Annotated in this window: 19 protein-coding genes; 3 read left to right on the top strand and 16 right to left on the bottom strand. The window is 61.5% G+C overall.

Going from position 1 to position 25,393, the window contains the following annotated elements; genetic code table 11:
* Window positions 1-2: 2 nt before the first annotated feature.
* The 4 genes from ACILSQ_RS27455 to ACILSQ_RS27440 form a co-directional block, all read right to left on the bottom strand.
* Complete coding sequence (locus ACILSQ_RS27455) at window positions 3-2,024, bottom strand: prolyl oligopeptidase family serine peptidase (protein ID WP_395746895.1); 2,022 nt, start codon at window positions 2,022-2,024, stop codon at window positions 3-5.
* A 36-nt stretch (window positions 2,025-2,060) separates the two neighbouring features.
* Complete coding sequence (locus ACILSQ_RS27450) at window positions 2,061-2,663, bottom strand: MFS transporter (RefSeq protein WP_395746894.1); 603 nt, start codon at window positions 2,661-2,663, stop codon at window positions 2,061-2,063.
* A gap of 54 nt (window positions 2,664-2,717) precedes the next feature.
* Complete coding sequence (locus ACILSQ_RS27445; protein ID WP_395746893.1) at window positions 2,718-3,938, bottom strand: nucleoside monophosphate kinase; 1,221 nt, start codon at window positions 3,936-3,938, stop codon at window positions 2,718-2,720.
* 61 nt (window positions 3,939-3,999) lie between these two features.
* A complete protein-coding gene (locus ACILSQ_RS27440) occupies window positions 4,000-8,676 on the bottom strand; it encodes a family 16 glycoside hydrolase (RefSeq protein ID WP_395746892.1) in 4,677 nt (1,558 codons plus the stop codon).
* Window positions 8,677-8,793: 117 nt separating this feature from the next.
* Between ACILSQ_RS27440 and ACILSQ_RS27435 the strand changes: the two genes are divergently transcribed.
* The gene (locus ACILSQ_RS27435) at window positions 8,794-9,627 is read left to right on the top strand and encodes an AraC family transcriptional regulator (protein WP_395746891.1); all 834 of its coding nucleotides are present in this window, start codon (window positions 8,794-8,796) and stop codon (window positions 9,625-9,627) included.
* 141 nt (window positions 9,628-9,768) lie between these two features.
* On the opposite strand, the gene ACILSQ_RS27430 is transcribed toward ACILSQ_RS27435, so the two are convergent.
* From ACILSQ_RS27430 to ACILSQ_RS27405, 6 genes are all read right to left on the bottom strand, one after another.
* Window positions 9,769-12,522, bottom strand: coding sequence for a phosphoenolpyruvate carboxylase (locus ACILSQ_RS27430; protein WP_395746890.1), 2,754 nt, complete (start codon window positions 12,520-12,522; stop codon window positions 9,769-9,771).
* A gap of 123 nt (window positions 12,523-12,645) precedes the next feature.
* A complete protein-coding gene (locus tag ACILSQ_RS27425) occupies window positions 12,646-13,068 on the bottom strand; it encodes a type II toxin-antitoxin system VapC family toxin (protein WP_395746889.1) in 423 nt (140 codons plus the stop codon).
* A gap of 4 nt (window positions 13,069-13,072) precedes the next feature.
* Window positions 13,073-13,267 (bottom strand): hypothetical protein, encoded by a 195-nt coding sequence (locus ACILSQ_RS27420; protein ID WP_395746888.1) that lies wholly within the window; start codon window positions 13,265-13,267, stop codon window positions 13,073-13,075.
* An 85-nt stretch (window positions 13,268-13,352) separates the two neighbouring features.
* Window positions 13,353-14,663, bottom strand: a complete 1,311-nt coding sequence (locus ACILSQ_RS27415; RefSeq protein ID WP_395746887.1) for a Gfo/Idh/MocA family protein — start codon at window positions 14,661-14,663, stop codon at window positions 13,353-13,355.
* 175 nt (window positions 14,664-14,838) lie between these two features.
* Complete coding sequence (locus ACILSQ_RS27410; protein WP_395746886.1) at window positions 14,839-16,128, bottom strand: DUF1501 domain-containing protein; 1,290 nt, start codon at window positions 16,126-16,128, stop codon at window positions 14,839-14,841.
* 20 nt (window positions 16,129-16,148) lie between these two features.
* Window positions 16,149-18,227 (bottom strand): DUF1549 domain-containing protein, encoded by a 2,079-nt coding sequence (locus ACILSQ_RS27405; RefSeq protein WP_395746885.1) that lies wholly within the window; start codon window positions 18,225-18,227, stop codon window positions 16,149-16,151.
* 218 nt (window positions 18,228-18,445) lie between these two features.
* On the opposite strand from ACILSQ_RS27405, the gene ACILSQ_RS27400 reads away from it, so the two are divergent.
* Window positions 18,446-19,048 carry a hypothetical protein gene (locus ACILSQ_RS27400; RefSeq protein WP_395746884.1) on the top strand — a complete coding sequence of 201 codons (603 nt, stop codon included), beginning with the start codon at window positions 18,446-18,448 and terminating at the stop codon, window positions 19,046-19,048.
* A 48-nt stretch (window positions 19,049-19,096) separates the two neighbouring features.
* Here ACILSQ_RS27400 and ACILSQ_RS27395 read toward each other — a convergent pair whose 3' ends face one another.
* From ACILSQ_RS27395 to ACILSQ_RS27385, 3 genes are read right to left on the bottom strand one after another with little or no spacing between them, the layout of a single operon-like run.
* On the bottom strand, window positions 19,097-19,630 hold the full coding sequence (locus ACILSQ_RS27395) for a hypothetical protein (RefSeq protein WP_395746883.1): 534 nt from the start codon (window positions 19,628-19,630) through the stop codon (window positions 19,097-19,099).
* Window positions 19,631-19,646: 16 nt separating this feature from the next.
* The gene (locus ACILSQ_RS27390) at window positions 19,647-20,105 is read right to left on the bottom strand and encodes a hypothetical protein (RefSeq protein ID WP_395746882.1); all 459 of its coding nucleotides are present in this window, start codon (window positions 20,103-20,105) and stop codon (window positions 19,647-19,649) included.
* Between the two features lie 48 nt (window positions 20,106-20,153).
* Complete coding sequence (locus tag ACILSQ_RS27385; RefSeq protein WP_395746881.1) at window positions 20,154-20,621, bottom strand: GyrI-like domain-containing protein; 468 nt, start codon at window positions 20,619-20,621, stop codon at window positions 20,154-20,156.
* 192 nt (window positions 20,622-20,813) lie between these two features.
* Here ACILSQ_RS27385 and ACILSQ_RS27380 point away from each other — a divergent pair, with 192 nt between their 5' ends.
* Window positions 20,814-21,251, top strand: a complete 438-nt coding sequence (locus ACILSQ_RS27380) for an FKBP-type peptidyl-prolyl cis-trans isomerase (RefSeq protein WP_395746880.1) — start codon at window positions 20,814-20,816, stop codon at window positions 21,249-21,251.
* A 321-nt stretch (window positions 21,252-21,572) separates the two neighbouring features.
* Here ACILSQ_RS27380 and ACILSQ_RS27375 read toward each other — a convergent pair whose 3' ends face one another.
* From ACILSQ_RS27375 to ACILSQ_RS27365, 3 genes are all read right to left on the bottom strand, one after another.
* Window positions 21,573-21,791, bottom strand: coding sequence for an addiction module protein (locus ACILSQ_RS27375; protein WP_395746879.1), 219 nt, complete (start codon window positions 21,789-21,791; stop codon window positions 21,573-21,575).
* Between the two features lie 58 nt (window positions 21,792-21,849).
* The gene (locus tag ACILSQ_RS27370) at window positions 21,850-23,871 is read right to left on the bottom strand and encodes an ATP-dependent helicase (protein WP_395746878.1); all 2,022 of its coding nucleotides are present in this window, start codon (window positions 23,869-23,871) and stop codon (window positions 21,850-21,852) included.
* A 161-nt stretch (window positions 23,872-24,032) separates the two neighbouring features.
* Window positions 24,033-25,355 (bottom strand): S8 family peptidase, encoded by a 1,323-nt coding sequence (locus tag ACILSQ_RS27365; protein ID WP_395746877.1) that lies wholly within the window; start codon window positions 25,353-25,355, stop codon window positions 24,033-24,035.
* Between the last annotated feature and the right edge of the window lie 38 nt (window positions 25,356-25,393).

The raw sequence follows: 25,393 nt of genomic DNA, 5'->3' as shown, positions 1-25,393 counted from the left end.
GCTTACTTCTTCGGGGCAGGGGCCGCTTTCCATTCCCAGCTCTCGCCAAAGAATCCCGCATCACTGATCCCGCCGGGAGCCTGGCTGGTCTTCGGCTTGGTGAGGTCGATCACCGCCCAGTCCGGCAGCTTCGCCACCTGGCGCGCGTTGTTGAGGTAGTCATACTCGCGATAGGTGAAGCTGCTGTTGATCACCACATACTTCGTGGGGTTCAGCGGATTCGGGTAAATGAGCACCGGCGCATTCGTGGCGGCATCGTAGGTTTTGCCATTGGCCACCAGCTTGTCCTTGCTCCACTGCACCGGCAGCTTGTCCGCGATCTTCGCCAGCACCGCATTGCTCTGCGGATCTCCCCACAGCACCAGGTTGTTCGCGGCGATGTCGGCGTCGCTGATGGCGATGTCGTCCTTGGTGGGGGCATCGCCGCGGAACTGCCTGCGCCACTCAAACTGCGCGCGCTCCAGCTCGGCCTTGGCCCAGGCATCTACTTTCTCATTGAAGCCGGGCTTGGTGGGTTTCACGAAGACGAACTTGTCCATGAAGGCGTCATCGATGGGACCTTCCAGACCGTGCTTTTTGATCAGCTTGCCGTCGCCTTCGTTGTCCAGCGTCTGTGTCCACTTGCCATTCTTCATCTGGAAATGCACCAGCCAGGATCGGTCCAGCTTCGGGCGCGTCACCTCCAGGATCTGGCCGTCAATGCTGACCACAGGCTTGAAGAGCAGCGGCATCGGGCAGTGGCCGGAGGGCATGTCCAGCGTGAAGGCGCTGATGTTCTGCAGTTTGATCGTGATCTCAGAGGGGCCTGTGATGCGCGCATGGATGCGGCCGCGCTCCCAGTGCTGCTCCAGGGCGTCCACTTTGACCCAGAACATGTGGTTGTAGCGCAGGAACCAGGTGGAGAGGTGGACTTCCTTCGGCACGCGGTTCCGGCCGATCGCCGCAATGCTGGCCAGACGCTTCTCGATCTCGATCAGCGAATCCGGATGAATTTTATGCGCGGTCTGCGGGCCGATGATGTGCAGCAGGTCCACGTTCTCCCCACGCAGGGCTTTCTCCATCATGTCCGCCGCCTGCTTTTGTTTGTCGATCTCCCCGCTGTAGGCCACGGTGGGGCAGTTTTCCAAATTCAGCGCATTGTCCGTGGCATTGTACCAGTGCCACAACTTTTGCTGATACCACGGCGCGCCGCTCACATCTTCGTTCTGAAAGCCGCCGAGAAATTCAGGCGTCTCGGAGAATCCCGCGCCGGGATTGGCCCCGCACCATTTGTCCGCGTAATTCACCGCAAACTGCCATGCCGCCGCACCGCCCATGCTGAAACCGCGCACGATCACACGATCTTCATCGATGCCGTAAAACTTGGACGCGTGATCGATGGCTTCCATCAGATCGATCTCTCCCGCAAACTTGTTGGCACAGCAGTAGCGCCCGTAGGGGTGCAGCACCAGCGCGCCTTTCGGAGCGATCTGTCCCGTCTGTTTGCGGCGCTGGTCCACGAAAGCCAGTTCACTGAGCGTTTCGCCCCGCCCATGGCACCAGATGTCCATCCGCACAGGAGCCCCCACATAGCTTTCGGGAATGATCATGCCGTAGGGCTGCACGGAGCCGTCGATCTTGGAGCGATAGGCCCGTACCACCAGCCCCTTCTGCTTGGTCCAGGGAGCCTGGCCGCCTTTGAACTGCTCGGCGCGCTGCAGACCCTCGGCGAGAATTTCGTCCGCGCTTTTGAGTTCGCCCAGCTTGTGCACTTCATTGTAGCGCAGCGCCCAGTCCACCGCCTTGTGGTAGATCTCGATGTCAGGCAGCAGATCGGCGAGCTGCGGGTTCTTCGCCTGTGCCTTCGCCGCCTCATCGATGGCGGTGCGGAGTTTTTTCAAACCTTCCCTCAGGCGTGTCTTGTCTGCCTCAGGAACGGCCACTCCGGGAGGCGGAACGGGGCGCACGTTGTCGGCGAGGTTGTCCTTGGGGCCATCCGCGAGGGCGGCGCTCAGGGCGAGGAAAGGAAGAAAAAGACGCTTCATGGTTGGGGAGGAGGAAGAGAAGAAAGAGGCAGGCGGCTACTTCTTGCGGGAACGTTTCGGTTTCTCGGCGGAGTGCAGCGGCACATTGTGAATCTCAAACGGTGCGCTGGTGGCGCTGTCAAATTCGGCCGCGGCCTCCAGGCCGGCTCGCGCGATCTCCTCTGCGGTCTTGCCTTTGTCATACGCCGTCTGCATCGCGCCGAGTGCGTAGTCCCGTCCAGAGCCAGCCGCCCAGAATTTGTGAAACTGCTGGGCGGAGCGGTAGGAGTAGATGGCAAAGATGCCATGCGGATTGGCCATCAGACCGTAAAACTGTGTCGTTTCATATTCCTCCCCTTTGTCCGGCATGGCGGACATGAAGTACTCGGCCTTCAGCCAGGCATGCGCATGACGGAAGGTTTCAAAGATGGACTCACAGGAGGAAAAATCGCGCGGCCTCTCCGGATTGGAAAAGTAGCTGTTCATCACCACCAGGCTCGCCGAGGTGCCGGTCAGACCGATGAAGGTGTCTCCGACTTTGGTGATCTTGGTCTTGTTGACGACGTGCTGCGCTTTCTGCCGCAGCGAGCCGAGACAGCTGAGCGTGTCTGCGCCGATGCAGACGACGCCATTTTTTTGGGTGACGACGATGGTGGACATGAGCGTGATGTGTAGAGGGAGCGGGCGGTTCCCGCAACCTGCAAACCGCACGCTCTACGGCAGAAACTGCCCGCGGCGGATTTCCGACCCCTTGAAGATGATGCGGAAGCGGAAAACCTTCTTCTTGCGGCAGGAAATCTGGCCGGTCTGCAGGTCAAAGCGCTCCGGGATTTCGATGCGGTGCAGGTCCGCCGTGGCGTGGTAGCCGCGTTCGGAAAAAATGTCGATGAGCATCGCCAGCGCCTCGGGATCGTGGAAAAGCTTGTCCTCGGTGTTGATGTCCGCGCGTCCGGAAATGGCGTGGCGTACGATGATCGGCATCATCTTCTCCTCAATGAAGGTGACCACCGCCTGCATCAGCTCCGGCTTTTCCACCTTGTAGCTGTCCAGACGGCGCACGAGGTCCTGACGCGCATGACGCACAATCTCGCTGGCCAGCGGCAGGTCGCGAAGCTGGTCAAAGGTTCGTGGGTCCAGCTCCAGGGAGCTTTGGTACTCAAGCTCACGGATGATGTTGTCCTGCACCTGCGCGAGGGGTGCCTGCGCATTGATGAAGTGGTAGTGAAAGATCTCCTTGAGCGAGACGAGCGCATCGTAGGTCTTCTCTTTGAAGACCTTGTAGCGGTTTCGTGCCAGCGCGGCATCGAAGTCCGTGGCGCGCTCCTCCCACAGTTCGCCGAGGCCCGAGCGGCGCACCTCCTCATTGTGCGCCAGCACTTCCGTGCCGCGTTTCAACTGGCGCGCGATGCTCTCCGCCTCATCGACAAACAGCACCATGATGTGGAAGATGGGCTGCTTGAAATGCGCGGCGTCAGGCGTTTCGGAAAAGTCGCGGCGCAGGCGGATCATTTCATCAAACAGCATTTTGAGGCACTCCACCTGCACCTTGGTGCGGGGGAAGCCGTCCAGGATGGCGCCGTTCTGCTGCTCAGGCTCCAGCAGCTTGCGGATGAGGATGCCCACCACCTCCCGGTCTCCCACCATGCCGCCCTGGGCTTTGAGCTTCTGCGCCTCCGGGCTGTCCAGCAGGGCGCTGACCACAATGGGCTTCGCGGTGATCCCCCGTACGCTGCGGATGAAGTCGGTGTTCGTGCCCTTGCCCGCTCCTGGCGCGCCGCCCAGCAGGATCAGCTCTTTCGGAAAGCGCAGCTTTTCCCGGCCGTACTCCGCCTCGAGCTGTTTCCACACGTGGTTGAAGATGAGCTGGGCATCTTTGATTTCCAGATCTGCCGGCGCGGCAGGTTTGGTGGCGGGGTCTTGGAGGGTGGTCGGCATTGCGATTTGCAGAGCGCTATCGGGATTCCCGACGCTCTGTCAAACAGGACTCATCCTCCTTTTACCCCTTTAAGGTCATCAGGTAGGCCAGCAGATCAGCCACCTGCTGGTCTTGCAGCGCATCCAGCAGTCCCTCGGGCATGAGGGAGCGCCGGATGAATTTTGTGCTGCGAATGTCCTTTTTGTCCAGCCGACGGTCCGGCAGCCCTGCCTGGCGGATGACGGTGGCCTGTGCGTCTTCACTCACAAAAAAGGCATCAATCAGATCGCCGTTTTTCATCTCCACCCGGTAGATGCGGTATCCGGGCTCCATGGCGGCATTGGGCGTCAGGATGTTCCGCAGCACAGCCTCCAGCCCCATCGCACCTGCACCGCTGAGATTCGGGCCGATCTGCCCGCCCGCGCTGCCGATCTGATGGCAGGCCATGCAGAGCGCGCTGAGCGCCTTGCCATTTTGCGGATTGCCTTTCGGAGCCAGGGCGGTGAAGCGCTTAAACTTCGCGTCCAACGTCTTTGCCTGCTCCTCCGTGAGCAGCGGCGGCGTGTCGATGGTCTTGGCGACGCGGGCGCCTTTGCCGGGCCTGCCCCATTGGGAGTCGTAGCGCGTCATGCCTTCGGACGATTCGAGAATGCGGTCGAAGCTGGCGCGGATTTCCTGCGCGGTGCGTTCGCGCTTCCACACGCGGAACTCGGTCATCGCCCCCTCGGTCCCTCCTTTGGGGCCGCTCCAGCCGATGCGGCAGTTTTCCCACTTCTGCGGCGCGGGCTTGCTGGCGGTCGCATCCAGTTCGCCGTTCTGGTAAATGCGGCAAATGCCCTGCGCATCCCGCGTCACTGCGATGTGTGTCCACAGATCCGGCGTCATGGGTTTCGTGGCGACCACGACATCACGCAACTGCGGACCGGCAAAGACTCGGAACTTCGACCCAAAGAAATTCATCTCGCAGCCCCCGGGCACGCCGAGCAGGTCATCCTGATTGCCAATGCCAGGAGCCAGCCGCACCCATGCCTCGACCGTGAAGGGACCGTCGAGCGTGATTTTGGAGTCCACCCACGCAGTCTCTTCGCCATCCATCAGCAGCACTTCGCGGAAGACTCCGCCGAGCTGGCTTTGCAGCTTCTCCAGTGCCGGATCGCTGCCAAGCACCGTGGCGAGTTTTTCAACCGTCGGGCCATCGAGATCCGCCTGCGGCAATGTCTTGTCCAGCAAGGCGGCGACGATGGCTCGCGCGCCCGCCTTCGTACTGGCGATGCTGGCAAGCGCGCCGCGTCGCTGGGCGGGCTGGAGGCTGGGATAGAGGGCGAGAAACCTGCCCGCGGCATCGGGAGCACGCGAAGCGGCGAGCGCCTGCACTGCGGCGTCGCGGGTAAGGGGATCTGGATCGGATTTGGCGATGGATGCGAAGAGATCATCCGCGCCGCTGCGCAGATCGCGCAGCGTGTTCAGGACAGCGGCGCGCACACTCGGTCCACCCGGCGGATTCTTCAGCATGGCGATGAGTTCGCCTTCGAGTGCCGTGAGCTGAAAGCCGCCGATAAGCTGCAGCGCCAGGGTGATGCGGGCACTCCTGCCTGCATCGGAGCTCTCATTGCGGGCAGGAGTGCCCGCATCACTCTGAAGCATTTCCCTCGCAGCCTCGGTGAGCAGCGGCGCGATCTTTGCGGCATCGAGCTTCGTGCGCTGAGCCAGCAGTCTCTCAGCGACTGCTGTACGGGAGTTTTCCTTCGTCAGCAGCGCCTTCAAGGCATCGCCCACTCCGGGCTCCTCGGGAAACTGAGCCAGCCGCAGAAGCTCCTCGTCATTCGGTGCGCGGTCGAGCTTCGTCAGCAGCTTTGCCACACGCGAGGCGCTGGCCTTCGGCTCAAGCGCAAGTGAGGCCAGCACCCGTGCTTCGACGGGAAGTTTCGCCGCAGCATCCGAATCCAGAAACTTCGCCACGATTTCCGGCTGCCGCTCCAGAAGCATGCGCACCAGGAAACGTTCGAACTCACGGTCGTAGGCTTCGCGCACAGGGATTTGTTTTGGGCCGCGCGAAGACTGGCCCAGCGGGCCAGGGAGAGAGGGCCGGGCTGCCTCAAGCAAAGCCGCAACGATTTCCTCATCGTGGGGAATGCGGACGTTTGAACTCATCCCAACTGCATACATGCCCCTGCCATCTGCGAGCGTGCTCTTCAAGGTCATTTTGGACAGCGAGTGAATCGCTGCACGGCGAACCTCAGGTGAAAAATCATGAACAAGCGACTCACTGACTATGTTCATTGGATCCCCGTGAATGGACAATCCCATGTTTGCGGTAGGCCATAAAACCCCAGCGCTTTTGATGGCCTGTGCACGGATGGAGGGAATCGGGGATTTAAGCAGGCCCTTCAGCGACTCGGTGGACATCTGCCTTGCTGCCTCAAGGCACCAGAGCGATTGGACTGCTCTTGAAACACTGGAGGCGGGGTCGCCGACTATGGCGGAAAGGGCTGAGACAGGTGGTTTTTGGTGCGGGCGGCGAAACGTGGCACGAGAGGGGAAAATCTCATCCTCAAGTGTCTGCCACGCCAGATGTGCCTTTGCGACAGGTTCGCAGCCCAGCATGGCAATGAGTTCATCCGTGCTGAGCTTCGTGAAATCCGGAATGGCCTGCGGAGCGCGGGCCCCCGAGCCCGCAGCAGGTGGCTGGGTCTTGAGCGCCGTCTTTCCGGTGGCGCTGTCTTCGGAACCTTGAGGAGCAGGGACGGCTTCGCGGAGTGCTGCGGACTCGGAGCTCCGCGCTCTTTTCGGAAAGATGCGCCAGATTCTCCCACGCGTCTTGTCGCGGTCGGGGTGGTTTCTCGGCACCTCGTTGTGGGAGATGATCTTGTTGTACCAATCGACGATATAGATGCATCCATCAGGACCATTCGTCAGGCCCACCGGCCGGAAAAATGGATCGTCGCAGGTGAGGAGGTCGGCGAGTTGTTCGAGGCGCAGACCGGTGATGTTGCCCTGCTTCTCATCGCCCGGTTGCGTCCGATGCAGGGCGATGGTCTGGATCTTGGAGATGATCGGATTGGCGACGGCCATGACGTACGCCGGTTTGGGTATTGTAGTACCGCCTTTAGCCGGTTCCGGAGATCCAGAGCCGGCTAAAGCCGGTACGACATTACCTTCGATCAAGGCCAGCCCGCTCAACCCCGTGCCGCCCATGCGGAAGTCAGCGGTCGGAGGGAAGTCAGGCTGATAGCTCTTCTTCAGCGCCTCCATGCCGCCGGGGTAGTAGGCATACTCGTGGAAGGGCATGATGGGGTAGCCATAGTCGTTCGCCTCCTGGATGAAGGTTTCTCCCTCGCCCGTCATCACAAGCCCCCAGATGTTGTTCGGACCCACGCTGGTCATTTCAAACTCGCTGCCATCCGGGCGCATGCGGGCCATGCCGCACTTCGGATAGTCAACCACCACATCACTCCCCGGCTTGTGCACCTTGCTGTTGTTAAACAGGCCCTGCGCCATCCAGATCCACCCGCCGGGTGCGCGGGTGAACTGATGCGGAAACAAATGCGAATCCTGCACGCCGAATCCGGTCAGGATGACTTCACGCGCGTCCGCCTTGCCATCGTTGTTGGTGTCCTTCAAAAGCAGCAGGTCATGGCCGTGCAGCACGTAGCAGCTGTCTCCATTGCCCCAGGGTAGAATGCCGAGCGGGATCGCGAGGCCATCAGCAAACACGGTCGGGTGGGTGAGTCCACCCGCGGGAATCGGCGCATTCACCGACTCCCGCGGATAGACGAGCACCTTGTCCTTGCCCCGGGCCGCATACACCGCCTCGGCGGCGGCCGGGTTCTCATTCGCATCCACCGGATATTCAAAGGCGGTCTGCGTCCACAATCGACCTCGCTGGTCAAAGTACACGCTGACGAATTTGCCGATGCCGTCGCTCTCCTGCACCACGAGCTCGATTTCATATCCATCGGCCACATGAAATTTCTTCAACTGCTCCTGAGCGGTGAGCGCTGTGCCCTGCACGTTGTTGTAGCTGATGTCCCGTTTTGGCTTTGCGGCATCGGCCTGCGGCTTCGGCGGCGGGGCCACGAGCTTGCGCGCGGCATCCACGCCACCCAGCGATTCCCACGTAGGCGCGCCGGGAGTGGCGGGAAGTTCTTCCACCGTCACATCCTTCACCTGCACCAGGCACACACCGCCGCTGTGCACCTGGGGGCCGATCAGGCCGTCCAGCGCGATGTTCTTGTCCGTCTCGGTGTAGTCGATGCAATGCACACCATTGATCCAGGTCTGAATGCGCGTGCCTTCCGCACGGATGCGATATTCATTCCAGCCGAAGACATCGACGGCCTTGTCCAGCGCCGCCTGCTGTTCCGGTGTGGGGGCCCAGATGACTTTGTTGCGGCGGAACTCGTCGTAAATCTTGCCAAACCATCCCGCGCCGCAGTCCACCTGATAGCCGCTCATGTGCGCGCCGCCTGGCACGCGCTGGCTGCGGATCTGGATGCCGCTGTTGAGCATGCCCGTTTTCGGATCTCCGCTGACCTTGATCTTGAGCTTCAGCTCAAAGTTCGCGTAGTTCTTCTTCGTGCAGATGAAATGGTTCTCCTTGATCTTCTCCGTCGTGGAGCCGCCGGTGATCATGCCGTCCTCCACGCGCCAGATCTTGGGATCGTAGTCCCAGCCATCGAGCGTTTTTCCATCGAAGATGGACACAGGTTCCGCGTGCAGCGCGGTGGCGAGAAGGAGCAGGGAAAGCAGGTGCTTCATGGTGGTGGTCGGGAATACGGGTTGAATAATCGCAGGCTAGCAGGAGCTCATGCACGGTGTCATGCCTGAAATGCACCTCCGCGTGACATCCGCCGGACCAGCGGTTAAATCACCGCCATGACTCCCGACCTCACAGAGACCACCATCGACGGCCCGCGCACGCGGCGCTGGGTGGTGGAGGCACGGGACTGTGTGGAGATGACGACGCACCGCATCGCGCGCTTTGGCATGGATGAGGCGCTGCCGCCCTACCGGCGGGTGCGCATGAGTCCCACCGGCAGCTTTGTGCTCGCGTGCATGAGCGGGGAAGGGGCCATCCTGCTGGACGGCCGCTGGCAGCGCGTGAAGCCCGGCACTGTGTGCCTGGCGCCCCCGCGGGTGCTGAATGCCTTTGCGGCCAAAAGCCGCGAGCGCTGGCGCTTTGCCTGGGTGCGCTACGATGAGCCCAGCTTTGTCACCCCTGTGGTCGGCGCGGCATCGCCCGTCATGCCCACCGTGCATGCAGATGAAATCGTACGCATCATCTCCGGTTTGCGCGCCGAGTGGGAGGGCGAGCGCGAGCCCAGCCTGCTGCACCACTGGCTGGAGCTTTTGCACGCCACCATCCGCCGCACCGCGCAGCCCTGGCGCAGCCGCGAGCCCCGCGTGGCCCGGCTCTGGGCGGACGTCGGGCAGGATCTCATGCGCGACTGGACGCTGGCCGAGCTGGCACACCGCAGCCACTGCAGCCCGGAGCACCTCCGCCGCCTCTGCATGAAGGAGCTCGGCCGCAGCCCCATGCAGCACCTCACCTGCCTGCGCATGGAGCAGGCACGCCGCTTTCTGGAAGCCGGAAACGACAAGCTGGAAGTCGTCGCTGCCAATGTGGGCTACGCGAACGCGGCGATCTTCTCACGCGTCTTCAAACGCTGGGTCGGCGTCGCGCCCGGAGAGTATCGAGGCAGGGCATGACGAGAGAGAGCCGGGAGCAAAGGTGACTCTGCGAGAATTCGAATGACGAAACCAGAATGAGGAATGACGAATGAATGATCAATGCCGGCGTGCGGGCTTGGTCATTGATTCGTCATTCGCCATTCTGGTTTCGTCATTGCTTTAGCCAGTGGTTCGCAGCCCCGATGCAATCGCATTGATCGAAACCAGCAGGTCGGACACCATCGCATCGGCCGCCTCGGTGTTGCCGGCGGCGGCGAGTCCGCGCCACTCACGCAGCAGAGCGATCTGCTGATGGTGCAGCACCTTCAGAGGCTCCTCACGAATGTTGAGCGTGTAGGCCAGGCGCGGGCGGCGTTCTTCAAAGGTGCCCTGAAAGAGATCATCGATGATGGCACGCGTGGCTTCGAATTCGCCCAGTACAGTCCCGAGGAAGCGATCGCGTACCGCCACGTCTTCCACCAGGCCCGCGTAGGCTTTCATGAGATCCGTGTTGGCGCTCACCAGGGAGCTTTCGATGTTGGTGAGTACGTAGCGCAGGAAGGCCGAGCCCGGGATGCTCGCCGCCAGGGTGGCGTAGCTCTTCGGATCATCCTTTTTGAGTTTCGTGAGGGCGCTTCCCGCGCCAAACCAGCCGGGCAGGTAGAAGCGTGACTGCGTCCATGAAAACACCCAGGGAATGGCCCGCAGATCGTCCAGCGAAGCCTGCCCCGTGCGCCGCGCCGGGCGGGAGCCGATGCGCGCGTTTTCCAAAGCATCGATCGGCGTCGCCTGGCGGTAGAACTTCATGAAGTCCGGCGCGTGCAGAAAGGCGCGGTAGGCATCCCGGCTGTCAGCGGCCAGTTTGTCAAAGAGAGGTTCCAGAGCCGGGTGTGCGCTGGATTCCGTGCAGCGGTGGCGCGCGGTGGCCGCCGTGGCGGAGGCCATCAGCAGCTCGGTGTTGTACACGGCGGAGCTGATGTGCGCGTATTTCTGCGCAATGGTCTCGCCCTGCTCCGTCATGCGCATGCCGCCGCTCAGAGACCCATGCGGCAGCGCCTCCATGAACCAGTGCGTGGGGCCCGCGCCACGTCCCACGGTGCCGCCGCGGCCATGGAAGAAGATGGGCCGCACTCCATGGCGCTGAATCGTGCTGGAAAGCTCCCGCTGCGCGCGGTGCAGGGCGCACTGGCTGGCCACGATGCCGCAGTCCTTGTTCGAGTCGGAGTAGCCGACCATCATTTGAAACACCGGCGTGCCTCCGTTGCTCTGCGCGAGCAGGCTGCGCTTGGCAATGGGATGCGACAGGAAGGCTTCCACGATCCCCGGACCCGACTCCAGATCCCCCATCGTTTCAAACAGAGGCACCACTGGCAGCGGGCAGACCAGGCCTTCCTCACTCCAGGTCATGAGTCCGGCCTCACGGGCCAGCAGAAAGACCACCAGCATGTCCTCCACATTGCGGGTCATCGAGATGATCAGGGAACCAAGGCCGGCATTGCCAAACTTCGTGCGATGCTCGGCCAGCACCCGGTAGCAGTCCAGCACGGTGTCGGCTTCCGGCCCTGCGGAGATGCCAGGTGCGAGGAAGGGGCGCGGCGAGGCGAGTTCCCGCTCCAGCAACTCCCGCTTTTGTTCGAGACTCCAGGTGATGAAAGAGCCGCCGTCCAGCAGGCCGGCGGCACGCAGGAGCTGATCCAGTGCCTTTTCATGGAAGGCCGAATTTTGCCGGACATCGAGCACCGCGGAGTGAAATCCGAAGGCGGTGAGGTTGCGGCGAAACGGAACGATCTGCTCGATCACCACGGCTTTCGATCCGACATCCAGCAGCGTCTGCGCCAGGACATCAATGTCCGCTCGCAGTTCGCCCGGCTGCACATACGCGGCAGGTGAGCCCGGCTTCTCGATGGCCAGCAGGACCTTCGCGTGCATCAGGTACACAGCAGCACGCCACGGCTCCTCCTTGTTGCGCTCCAGAATGTAGGCCAGGTCCACGCCAGGCTCGGCTTTGAGCTGCGCACTGAGCGAATTGATCAGTTCCGTCAGCAGTATCGGCGTCACCTGAAACAGCGAGCTCAGCGGCAGATGAAAGGCCAGGGACTCCAGCGCCCGCCGCTGCACCCGCAGCGCGTTTTTGCGCATCACCTGCAGGGCATGCCGTGTGACGTCCGCTGTCACAAAGGGATGCCCGTCACGGTCGCCGCCGATCCACGATCCGAAGCGGATCAGCGGGGGCAGGGAGTCGATCTCCGCCACATCATATCCCGCAGCCTGCCAGGCCTCGCGGAGGTGGACGTGTGCGCGAGTCAGCGCCTCTGGAAAAACATCGCGCAGGTAATGCAGCGCGTTTTGCAGCTCGGCCTCGATGCTGGGCCGCGTCACGTGGATCTCCCCGGTGCGCCAGAGATTTTCGAGCTGGGTCTGAAGCTGGCTTTGCAGCCGCGCCTGCTCACGCGGGGTGTAGGCCGCGTTCTCGTGCCGGTTCATCAGGCTGTAGATCTCGCGGTGCAGCTCCCGCACCGTCTCGCGTTTCGCCTCCGTGGGGTGGGCGGTCAGCACCGGCTCCACGCAGACATCCCGCAGCGCAGCGAGAATGTCCGCCTCATTCAGCCCCAGACTGCGCAGTTGTTTCAGATTGTCCGCCCACAGGCCCTTCTCAGCCTCCGGGCCGTTCTTCTTCTCACGCAGTCGCCGGATCTGCGAGGCCGCACGCTCTTCCACCACGTTGAGCAGTTGAAAGGCGATGGAGTACGCCTGCCCCAGCGAGCGGTTCGTTTTCTGCGGCACTCCGCTGCCGATCCAGGGAAGGCTGTCGGCCAGTTCAGGCTCCCCGAGCTGCTTCAGCACAGCGGAGAAGGCCTCCATCAGGTAGCGCAGGTCGTCTTCGAGAAGTTGAAAGCCGTGGATGCGGAGGTTTTGCGGGGGAGATTCGGACATGGCTGGGTGGAGCTGGGGAATCAAAGCAGGAAGGATGCCTGATTCTATGAGCCATGCCGAAAGCAGAAGGAAATCGCAAGGCGAAGTGGCAATAATTTGAAGGCCCGATCTGTTGCGTTTGGATCAATCCAGCCAGTTTTCAAGCCGGAGGGCTGGAATGTTCTGAAAATCTGTCAGATTGCGGGAGAGCAACAATGCTGTGTGAGACACGGCGATGGCGGCTATTTTGAGGTCCATCGTTCCTGCTCTTAGCCGGAAACTTTGCAGGCGGTGAAATTCCACGGCAGCATCTTCATCAAAAGGCAGGATGGTGATTCTCTCGAATGCTCTCAGGGCGAGCAAAAACTGCTTATATGCGTGCACCTGGTTGCTTCCCGCTGACTTCCGGTTGATCTCAGCCGCCCAGCCTTGATAAATTTCTTGAGCGGTGATCACCGTGGTAAATGCATCGGCATCGGCGTCGATCAACCGCTGCCTTAATCGGTCTCCAAGCGGGGTTTCATGAACCAATTCCCGGTAGTGATTGGTATCCAAGATTACAAACATGGCTCTACCTGCCTTCGCGATTCATCTGCTCACGCCATTCGGCACCGAGACGAAAAGCTTCTTCGGACAGGTCACAGTCTTTCATGGCACCCACCAGCTTTTTCCATGAGCCCTTCGGCTTTGGTTCGTAGCGCAGCCTTGGCTGCGTGGCCTCCGTTGGGGAGACCACTGGCTTGCCAGTTTCAGAGTTCGTGCTCACATCCATAAAATGCACTGCTGCCACGCGGCTCGCAATCTCAAATATCTTGCGGCCACTTTGGATAGCCCGGAGGCGAAGACTGCTTTTAAACCGGATATACCCAGGGCGTGCGGTATTCCCGGCTCATCAGCTTGGAGGCTTCCTCATCTCCAATGATCTGCTCCTTCTCAGCATCCCACTGGATGCTGCGCCCCGCCTTGTAGCTGATCATCCCCAGCAGCGGCAGGCAGGAGGAGCGGTGAGCGCTTTCGATGTCGGCGACGGGCTGCTTTTTCTTTTCGATGGCGTCGATAAAGTCGGTCCAGAGCAGTGCTATGTTGTGGCCGTGCGGCTCCTGAAGCTGGTGGTTGCCGTGCTGCTCGGGGCTCTTGGGGTCCGCGGGGTAGAAGGTCCATCCATCGCGCCAGCCGATGTGGAGTACACCTTTCTCCCCGTAGAAGTAGCAGCCGATCTTGTGCTTCTCGTTGTTGTTGTCGGCAAACTTGCGGTGCTCCCACACGGCGGTGAATTGCTCAAATTCAAAGGTGGCCACCTGGTGGTCCGGTGCGTCGGTGGTTTGCTCCTTGTCATTCAGCACCGCGGGGCCCGCCACGGGGCGCCCTCCGGTGCAGAAGACTTTCTTCGGTCCCTTCTCGCCGCTCCAGAGCATGATCTGGTCCAGCCAGTGCACGCCCCAGTCCCCCATGGTGCCATTGGCGTAGTCCATGAAGTTGCGCCAGCCGCCGGGGTGCAGCTTGGTGTTGAAGGGCCTTAGCGGGGCCGGGCCGCACCACATCTCCCAGTCCATGCCCTCCGGCACCTGGCTGTTGGGCTTGGCCATTTCGGGGCCGCCCTTGCTGTCGGCAAACGCGCGCACCATGCCCACCTTTCCCACGGCACCAGATTTGAGGAACTTCATGGCCTCCACATGATGCGGGCCGATGCGCCTGTGCAGACCCACCTGCACCACCACTCCAGCCTCGCGCGCGGCCTTCACCATCGCCTTGCTCTCATTGATCGTGTGTCCTGTGGGCTTTTCCACATAGACGTGCGCCCCCGCCTTGCACGCGGCGATGCTCTGCAGCGCATGCCAGTGGTCCGGGGTGGAGATGATCACGATCTCCGGCTTCTCCTTGTCCAGCAGCTCGCGGTAGTCCTTGTAGAGCTTGGGCTCGTCTCCGTTGAGGCCGTTGACCTCATCACTGGAATTCGAAGCCACATCTTCATGTACATCGCAGAGGGCGCAAACTTTCGCACGCCCTGAGGCGATGGCCTCCTTCAGGATGTTCATGCCCCACCAGCCGCAGCCGATCAGCGCCGTGCGGTACTTCTTTGCCGGATCTGCCCCGAAGATGTGAAACGAAGAGGCGGCAAACGCAGCGGAAGTGGCGGAAATAAAATGGCGGCGGGAGGTCATGAGGCCTAAAAAACGGCGGTCATTTCAAGAGGCTTGCGAGGAAATGACGAAACCAGAATGGCGAATGATGAATGGATGGGATGACAGGCTGGTGAACCGATGAGGGCCACATTGCTCATTGACCCATTGATTCGTCATTCCTCATTCTGATTTCGTCATTTGACCTCCGCCGTCTCTACGCAAACACCTCCATGATCGCCTTGCCCTTGTCTCCCACCGTAAACGGCCGGTTGCTCGGGGACATGACGACTTCATCGATCGGCAGGCCCAGGCTCCAGCCGATGGTGGAGAGGAAATCCTGCGGGCTGGCCTGCTTGTCGGCCACGGCCATGCCTTCCTTGTCGCTGGAGCCGTAGATGAAGCCGCCCTTGATGCCGCCACCGGCCAGCAGGGTGGAAAAGACTTTCGGATGGTGGTCGCGCCCGCCATTGCCGTTGATCTTGGGACCACGGCCAAATTCCGAGCACAGCACCACCAGCGTGCTTTCCAGCAGGCCGCGTTCCTTGAGATCCTCCAGCAGCGCGGAGAGCGCCTGGTCCAGTTCGGCCCCGTGTTCATCGAGTCCGTCGTCGATGTTGTTGTGCATGTCCCAGCCGCCTTTGGCGACTTCGATGTAGCGGATCCCTTTCTCCACCAGTCGGCGCGCCAGCAGGCAGCCCTGGCCAAACTTGCCTTTGCCATATTTTTCCTTCAAAGCGGCCGGTTCTTCGTCCAGATGGAAGGCCTCCAGGTCCGTGCTGGACATGATGCTGATCGTCTTGTCGTAAAACTGCGTGTAGCTCTTCACCTCGGAGGTCTGGAAGCGGTCGCGGAATCCTGCATCCAGTTGATCCAGCATCACCAGGCGCTTGATCATCTGCTCCGGAGTGGCCTCGCTCTTCGCGTATTGCAGTCCCGCATCGGGGTCCAGAATGGGCAGGGGGGAGAAACTGGAGGGGAAGAAGCCGTTGCCATTTTGCGGCTGGCGGTTCACGCACACGCTGGAGGGCAGCGTCTTGTGGCTGGAGCCCAGGAAATGCTGCGCCCACGCGCCAATGTTGGGATGTTTGATGGTGCCACGCTGCTCGTAGCCGGTGCGGATGACGTACTGCCCGGCGGCATGCACTCCGGTCTTGGAGGTCATGCTGCGGATGATGCTGATCTTGTCCGCCTGCTTGGCCAGGTTCTCCATGATGCCGCCCAGTTGAAAGTCAGCCTTCGTTTTGATCGGTTTCTTCGGGCCCTGCGTGGGCCCCTCCTTTGGATCCAGCGTGTCGATGTGCGTCATGCCGCCGATCATCTGGAGGAAGATGACGTTCTTCGCCTTGCCAAAGCCGGGGCCGGACGGGGCCGCGGTCTTGGCTGCCTCCGCGGCAAACGCGCTGCCACCCAGACCGTGCAGCACAGTCACTCCGAGCGCGGCGCTGGCCCAGCGCTCGCAAAACGCACGCCGGGTGATGGGATCAAGCTGGTTCTGAAGTTTCATGATGGTGAAGGGGAAGGGGGTTATTCCACGAAGATGAATTCACGGGTGTTAAACAGCACCCAGGTCAGGTCGCGCATGGTCATGCCATTGCTCAGCCCTGCCACTGCATTGTCCAGTTCATCCGGCCGGGGCTTGCGGCTGAAGAAGCTGAGGTAGAGGCTTTCCACCTGCTGCTCGGGCGTCTTTTGCGCGCTGGCTGTCTGCACCACCAGCGAGTCATTCTGGCCGATCACCCGCTGCGCCTCTCCGTTCATGAGCATCAGCACCTGCGGGATGCTGCCCTCCTCGCTTTCACTGTCGGCGATCTGGCGGTCGCTCTGGCCAAACATGCGCAGGAAATGCTGGTCCTTTTCAGGCTGCGGCAGTTCCGAGGCACGGGCCAGCACCATGCCGTTGCGCACCGGCGGCGCCACGGTGAGGTCCTCCTCCTGGTTCATCGCACGCTTTTTCTTCGCGTTGTTCTTGGGGTTGCCTCCGCCTCCGCCAAACTGGCGCATGCTGGCAATGGCGTTTTCAATCTGGCCTTTGACGACGTCTGGCGAGGCATTGCCGCTGAGATCGATGTTCATCGCCTTCGCGTAGGTTGCGCCACGATGCCCTTTGAACTTGTCCACATCGGCGCCCACCACCAGCGTGGCGCAGGAGTCCCAGGCCTGCTCGGCCGTCATGCGCCGGAGGATCGGGCCGGGGAAGAGGTACGGGGTGCCGTCAGCCAGTTCATGACTGGTCGCCTCGCGCTGGTAGGTCTGGGTGTTGCACAGCACGCGCAGGAACTGCTTGAGGTCAAATTTCAGGCGCACCATTTCATTGGCCAGATGATGCAGCAGAGCCGGGTTCACGCTCGCGGCCGGGTCATCCAGGTCCGTCACCGGCTCCTTCACCCCGATGCCAAAGATGTGCTTCCACATGCGGTTGGCGATGGTCATGGCAAACCGCGGGTTGTCAGGCGAGGTCATCCATTTGGCAAACTGCGTGCGCAGTTGCTCATCATGCTTGGTGGTCTGCACGCCCTGGTAGGCTTTCTTGTTCTTGTCATCGCTCCAGGTGATCAGTTTCGGCACCACATGTTCTCCGGGCTTGGCGTCAGGGTATTTGTAGTCGTCCGGCAGCTTCAGGTCATTCTCCGTGGTGTCCTCCACCATCAGGCCGTTCACCCGCAGGAGGTTCTTTGCCTGCTTCTCCAGCTTTTTGTCTCCCAGGGAGGCGAGCACTTTGCGCATGCCCTGCACCCCCGGGGTGTTGCCCTTGGCCCCGTAGGTTTCGGTGGCGCCAAAGAAGGACGCCATTTCATAGAACTGCCTCTGCGTCCAGTCGGCAAAGGGATGGTCATGGCACTGCGCACAGGAGACGTTCGCTCCGATGAAGGTGCTCAGCGTCAGGCTCAGATTGTCCAGCCGCATGCCGGCATCGCGCAGCAGGTAGCCCGTGGCGCCGTTTTCCAGCAGTTTGCCGTCCGCAGTCATCATGGAGTACACGATCTTGTTCCATGGCACGTTGTCAGCGAGCTGCCCCTTCAGCCAGTCCTGGTAGGTGTAGAAGCGCGCCTTCTGCGCCACGTCCGCCATGCGCAGCATGTCGGCAAAGTAGTTGAACAGATGGCTGTTGAATCCATCGGATTTCAGCAGGCGGTCAATGACGTGGGCGCGCTTGGAGACGCTCGGGTCGTTGATGAACTCCAGCGTTTCCTCCCGGGTGGGAATCCGGCCCGCGAGGTCCAGAAACACCCGGCGGACGAACTGCTCATCCGAGGCCAGAGGGTTGGGCTTCTGCTCGGCCTTCTTCAGCCCGGCCTCCACCAGCATGTCGATCTGCGCGGCGGCCTGCGCCAGATTGGGGTCTGAGGGGATTCCCAGACCTTCCGGCTTGAGGGTTTTGGCGGCCTGCTGATCGGCGGCGGAAAGTTTATCAAGCGGCAGCCGATAGACGTAGCCATTGCGCACCTGCAGGAAGACGTTGCCATTTTCGATGCCGCGGAAGGTGGCATCCAGTTTTCGTCCCTGGGCGTCCGTCCAGGTTCGATAGACCTCATTGTCTGCCTGAAGGCTGGTGGTGGTGACAAACAGTGCGCAGGCGAAGGGGAGGAAAAGGCGCGTTTTCATGGTGAGATCGGCCGCTGATTCAGCTCGATGCCGGGTTAAACGAAAAGGGCGCTCGGAAGTTTCACCTCTTTTCCGAATCCTTTAGCCGCCTCGGGCTGGCCGCTTGCGCCCGGAGCGGGAAACTGGTAGGGATTTGTGGCAGACTTATCACCCTTTGAATCTTGGAAAAACTGGCCTGCATCCTTCTGTATCAGACGCGTGCCGCCGGCACTCTCCGCATGAATCCCTGCACCCCTCTTTTGACAGCCCTGTGCCTGACGCTTTGCCTCCCAGCTTGTGAGACCCCGGAGCACCGGGCGCAGAGGGGCAGAGACGAGCGCTTCCTTGCCTTCAAGCGGCCGGCCATGGCGGAAAAAATCATCGAGGATGTGGTGCAACTCCCGGAAGACAAGGAGCCCACCATGTGGGACATCGCCCAGACCTTTCCGGCCTACGACTGGTCCATCAATGCCTTCCACCGCCATGGCCTCACCGAGGAGAAGGAAAATCATTTCCTGCTCAAAGGTGACAAGTCCCAGGCTCCTATCGAAATTAAGCAGATAGCCGATGGTGAGCCGCTCCAAGTGAAAATGACCATCGGCCCCATCGATGACGGTTTTGGCTTCCGCAGACCCAAGCTCCATTACACCTTCAAACGGGTGGACGGCGGCTGGAAGCGCGTGGACTGGCACCTCACCTGGCACGGCCGCGCCATCAAGGAAGGGGAGGAGGAGCCGCCTCTCAGCGCCGAGGAAAACCGCGAGAAGATCGAGAAGATCACCGGAGAGCCTTATGTGGACGAATTCGAGGCCGCGGCGGCCACCACCACGGCGTCCCTTTGAGCAACCGGCTGGAACAAAAACAGGGAAGGGCCCGCTTCCAAAGCTTGGTCAGGGCTTGTCGCGTTCGAGGTGGCGTTGATCAAACTCTCGATTCAGGCGGACCTTGACCTCTGCGGACCACACTGGACGATGGTCTGTTTCAGGCCCGCCATGCCGGTATACCAGGAGATCCCCGCAGGAGAAGCACATCAGGAAATCAGTGTGCCTTCCATCTTTGACCGCCCGGACCCCATGCCGGGGCATGAAGTCACACAGGAATCGTGGCCGCTCCACCAGCAAGTTCTGCCAGACGCGTGTCTCCTTTCCAGGCGAAACCGTGAAGCTGCCAAGAACAGGAAAGTCATGAAAGGTCGGCAGACGCTTGAATCGGGCCGCAGTCCGCTTCGGATCATTATCCAGATTCCATGTCTCTAGCGGAAGGAGAGAGTACAGCGTCAGGCTGTCCGCCGTGCGGAGGTCAGAGATGGCAGGGGTGTCACAGTTGACCCGCTGCTCACCGCGAGAGCTCTTGTGACTGGAGCAGCCGGTGAGAAGCAGGCTCAAGCAGGCAAGAATGCGGAAAGTGTGGGTGGCTGGCTGCATCGGAGGGGGCTATGGTTCACTCAATGACCGGCGCAAACGAATCAATCAGGGGCAGAAAGGCCTGCTTGGAGGCTTCATAGTCCGTGCAGTTGTAATCATGCAGGCTCACCCGCACCAGCCAGGGAAACTGCGTCATGCGCAGGCAGACGATGCGGTAGTTGGCGCTGCGGTCCAGGCAGTCGCTCGCTGATATGGCGGTGCCGCCTTCGTCATGCTGCCATTCCTCCAGGATCTCCCAATGGTGGTCGGGCATTGCATGCAGGTTGCGGATTTCCGTGTCCCTCCAGGCCGCCAGATCCGCCAGCGCAGGGGAGCCGGGATTGGTCCGCGTAAAAACGGAAATATAGGCCCCCTTGGTCCCGTCCTTGGACTCGAAATAAAATGATGCAGGCCCGTCGGTCTGCGGCTTCTGCGCCCAGTCGCTCGGCAGCATGATCTGCCACTGCTCGGTGCTGATGGTGTTGTATTCAGGCATGTCAGGTTGAGGCTGGGCGCGGGTTTGGGGGAGGTTGTCGCATGCACATCAGTCCTGCCCGTCGGCCAGCAGGTAAAACACATCCGTGCGGATTTTGGCGGGATCGGCGTTCCAGCTCTCTTCCCAGTGGCCATAGACTTCCCAGCAAACGGTTTGAAATCTCAGCCCCTGGTCGTCGCACCACTTCCGGATCGCCGCATGCGCCTCGCCCAGGCCGGAATAGGGGCCGAAATGAGCCGTCGTCGCCACCCGGCCTGCGGGCAGTTCGGAGCAGTGCACCCGCTCATTGCCCGCAAAGGGCTCCGACACCTCCGCGCCCACTTCCACGCTTCCTTGACGGTCCAAATACAGGGCCACATGCCGCCCCGGCTTCGGCAGCCCTGCGGCGCGGGCGAACGACCACACCTCCCCGCAGGCGGCAGGCACAAACCGCGGCAGTTCCTTCTGCGGCACGCGCCCGCGAATCACCGCCGTTGGAACGGCGGTCACTTTCGTGATTTCCACAGAATGGTGCATGCTGAATAGCGGCTTTGCCTACCTTACAGGGGCACAGCCTCGCTTGTCGAGCACGCACTCCGCGCTCACGACCTGGAAACGCTTGACGAATGTTCTCCCTCCGCTCAGTTCTGTTGGATGAACGCCCCTCGCTCCTGCTCCCGCCTCGCTCTTCTTCCGTGTCGTCTCCTGAGTCTCACCCTTTGCGGTTTGATGCTCCTCACTTCAGGATGGTCCCGCGCCGATGAGGCCGTTCCCTTTCCCAAGCTCCCCGAAGGCGCGGGCACCATTGACCCCAAGGCGCCCAAGACCTTCACCACCACCGAATCCGGCCTGAAATACCGCGTCTTGCGTGCGGGTTCCGGCGCCGCGCCGACACCGCAGCAGCGCGTGGAGGTCAATTACCATGGCTGGCTCTTCAGCGGCCGCGTTTTCGACAGTTCCTACCTTCGCGGCATGCCCATCACCTTTGGCCTGAACCAGGTCGTCAAAGGCTGGACCGAAGGCCTGCAGCACATCAACAAAGGCGGCATGATCGAACTCGAGATCCCCGGCTACCTAGGCTACGGCCTCCAGGGCCAGCCCGCCTCCGGCATCCCCCCCAACGCCACCCTCCACTTCGTCGTGGAACTGATCGACATCATGGATTGAGCCGTGTGAGACCGCTCCGCGGCCACGTGCTTTCTATAAGTCGTGAAGCCTCTTTTCGATCACTTTGGGTGATTGTCGCAAATCCATGACCGCCCCGATCTGCACACGGTTCCCTGTGACAGAGTAAAAAACACCAAAATGAGTTCGCGTGACGACGAGCCGTCGCACGCGGTTTTTATAGTGCATGGGGCCTGCCTCTGGAAAGAGCCGAAGAATGCCGAGAGCCTGATCGACACGCAGATAAGTCTTCTCGCCCCTGGACGGCATAAATGCTCAGGAGATCACTTTGGGCTCCTTGCAGGAGAATGATCTCATGCCCGCTCACGGCAGGCGGTATTTGCGTTTGAACTCCTCCAGAGTCAGAGCCGTGCTGGGGTCGCGTTCGTAGTCGGCAAAACGCTGTTCGACCACATCAAGAATGGCCTGATTTGTCGGCAGCTCGCTCTGACGTTCGTTAACCTCGTCCCAAAGTTCCACGGCAAGGGTCCACTTTTCTTCGATGCTGAGCCCAGCGATGGAGGGAAGTTTCTCGGCGATCATGACAGGGAGTAATAATTGCATGAGAACAGGCAAACGACAACCCGGATATTCCACCCTCTCACCACCCGCTCTTCACATTCCACACCTCCACCAGATCCTTCGGCAGGTCAGTGATGAACCGTGAGGGCCGCATCATGATGTCTCCATCCCTCGCCTGGTGGTTGATCACGGGATATGTCAGGTACAGCTCATCCTTCGCGCGTGTCACGGTGACGTAAAAGAGGCGCCTCTCCTCCTCCAGCGCAGCGTCACCGCCCTCATCAATGGCACGTTTGTGCGGAAACATGCCGTCCGCCAGCCACACCGCGAAGACCACATTCCACTCCAGTCCCTTCGCCTGGTGCCCCGTGGTGAGCGTGACGGCATCGCGGTCCTGCTGCGCCTGTTGCGCCGGATTGTTGTCGGTGTCCACCCCGCTGAGCAGGGAAAGCTGGCTGAGAAACTCCAGCGGATCAGTGAAGCGGTCACTGAAGTTGCTGAGCTGCTCCAGGTCCTGCTGGCGCTGCTCGTAGTTTTTAAACTTCGCCTTCATGTAATCCTCATACACCCCTTCGGTGATGCTGCGGATCATCTGCGCCGGAGCCACGGCCTTGCCTTCTTTGTCGATGAGTTCATCCAGCGTGTAGGCAAACTGGTCCCAGGTCGCCTTCGCCTTCTTCGGCACCTTGAGCGGCAGCAGCACCTCGGAAAAAGTGCCCGGCATCGTCTCAGCCCGGGCCGCCTCGGACTTCAGCCATTCCTGCCACAGCTTCGCCGCGCTCACATTGCCGATGCCCTCGCACAGCCGCACCATGCGCATAAAGCTCACCTCATCCTGCCGGTTCACGGCAAACTTCATGAAAGCCGCCACATCCTTCACATGCGCCTGCTCAAAGAACCGCAGCCCGCTGGTGATCTGAAACGGGATGCCGCGCTGGGTCAGCTCCATCTGGATTTCCATGCTGTGGAAATGCGCACGGTAGAGGATGGCGATGTCGTTCAACTCCACCCCTCCGTCCTGCAGTTCCAGGATGCGCTGCGCCACAAACGCCGCCTGCGCGGAAGAGCTGTCCAGCGACACCAGCGCCGGCAGCACCCCCTTCGAAGCCCGGGCCGGCACCAGGTTCTTCGGAATCTGCCCCCGGTTCATGGCGATCGCCGCATTGGCCAGGTTCAGCACCTCCGGCACGCTCCGGTAGTTCACCTCGATCTTGTGCACGCGTGCCCTCGGCCAGTGCTGGTCAAATTCGAGGATGTTGGACACATCGGCGCCGCGCCATGAGTAAATCGACTGCGCATCATCTCCCACCACCATCAGGTTCCCCTGCGGCCCCGTGAGAAGTTCCACCATGCGGCACTGCAGGCTGTTCGTGTCCTGATACTCATCCACCAGGACAAATTCAAACTGCCTGCGGTAGCGCTCCAGCAGGTCTTCGTTTTCCTCCAGCAGTTGCACCGTCAGCGCCAGCAGGTCGTCGAAGTCCATGCAGTTCGTCTCACGCTTCTTCTCCTGATACAGCGTGCGCATCTTGATGATCCCGCTGGCCACTTCTTCAAAGTAAGGATACCGCGTGTGGATGATCTCCTTCACGCTGCACAGCGTGTTGTCCGCCAGCGAGAAAATGTCCCCCAGCACCTCCGCCTTCGGAAACCGGTAGGTCGTCGTGTCGATGCCGCTGCTGCCCAGCACCGTCTCCATCAGGTCCTTCTGGTCCTCCCGGTCCATGATGGAGAATCCCTTGCGGTAGCCCAGGCGCTCCGCGTTGTATCGCAGAATGCGGTTGCCGATGGAGTGAAACGTCCCGCCCCAGATGCGGCTCGCGTCATGCGTCACCAGCGCCTGCACACGCTCCTGCATCTCGCGTGCCGCTTTGTTCGTGAAGGTGAGCAGCAGGATCGACTCCGGCTGGATGCCGTTGTCCAGCAGCCACGCCACGCGATACGTCAGCGTCCGCGTCTTGCCGCTGCCCGCGCCCGCAATCACCAGAGCCTGCCCCGGCGGGCTCGTCACCGCCGCATGCTGCTGCTCGTTCAGCTCCGCCTTGTAGTCGATGCGGGTGCTGGGTTCGTGCGTGCTGTGCAGCGTGTAGTTGCGGGCCATGGGGGAAGTAGAGGGAGAAGGTCGGGAGGTCAAGAGGGGCAAACAGCCAAGGTGTGCCGCTGAAGAAAATTCGTCCTCGTCCTCCTACTCGAACTCGTCCTCGATCAAGCCGCTCCGCACCACGGTTCACCTCGACTTCTCGCCGATCCAGCCCCTCCCCCTTACTTCGGCAGTTGAATCAACCCCGCACCCACCGCCGCGGCCGGTGCCTGCAGCGGCTCCGCCGTCCGAGTCAGCAGCGGAATGATGTTCGGCCCATAATAGCCACGCCCGAGCAGATACGCCACCACCCCGCTCGTGATCGCCGTGGCCTGCGAGGTCCCGCTGCCGATCACGAGCCTGCCATCCGCATAGCCAGACACAATCCCGACCCCTGGCGCCACCAGCACCAGCCCTTCGCCGGAATTGGAAAAATACGCCTGCGTGCCGTTTGCATCCACCGCGCCCACGCTCAGCACACCCGGGATGCCCGCGGGCATGGAAAGCGCCGTCTGCTGCTCGTTGCCCGCCGCGGCCACCACCACCACATTGCGGCTCTGCGCATAGCGCACCGCTTCGTCCAGCACCGGCGAGTCCCCCGTCGCTCCGAGGCTGATGTTGATGACTCGCGCACCCTGGTCCGTGGCCTGGATGATCGCGGAGGAAACCAGCGCGGTGTTGCTCTCTCCGTTCTTGTCCGCCACACGGAAATCCAGCAGCTTCGCCGCCGGTGACACACCACCGACACTCGCATCATTCCCCGCGATCAGCGAAGCCATCGCCGTGCCGTGACCATTGAAGGCGCTCCCATCCTTCACCAGATCGTAATGGGTGATCTGGGTGTTCGCGAGCGAGGGGTGATTCGAAATCCCCGAGTCCACCACCGCCACCGTCACCCCCTGGCCCCAGCCCGTGCGATCACCACCCGCACCGATGGCTTCCAGACCCTGGCTGCGAAAGGGCACGCTCCCGCCCGCATTTGCAGTGTCCGTGGCCGGTGGCGGCGGCGGCAGCCCCGGAATCCGCGTGATCAAATTCGGGCCGATGTAGGTGTAGTCCTCGGCATGCGCGTTCAGGTCACGCTCCAGCCCCTGCGTATCACGAAAGCGCACCCGCGCCGTGCGCAGTTTGATGTCGTATCCAATGACTTCCAGACCCAGCGCCGCCGCCCGCTCTCGGAATGCCGCCAGCGCCTCCGGTGTGCGAAAGGTCAGCAGCGCCTCATTCGGCATGGACCCCGGCACATTGAGCGTGGCGATGGTGGGCCCTGCCGCTGGGTTTGCCACGGGTGCAGGCGGGGCAGGGGCGCTCACCGCAGGCGTCTGCGTCTGCGGCATTGCTGTAAACGCCGTCGGCTTTCCGGAGTTCCCGCTGCGCCTGGCCTGCGTCACATCCGCCTGGGCGGGGGATGCCCCCCGCGACTCCCACAGCAGCCACAGCACCGAGCCCACCATCATCAGCACGGCGGTGGCAAAAAGCAGGACGGGCAGGCGGTTGGTGCGCATGTACAGGTGAAAATCTCGCACATCACCGCTCTGGCGCG

The sequence above is a fragment of the Prosthecobacter sp. genome (genome assembly GCF_044227185.1).
Taxonomy (GTDB): domain Bacteria; phylum Verrucomicrobiota; class Verrucomicrobiia; order Verrucomicrobiales; family Verrucomicrobiaceae; genus Prosthecobacter.
This window is presented reverse-complemented; position numbering and strand designations above follow the sequence as displayed.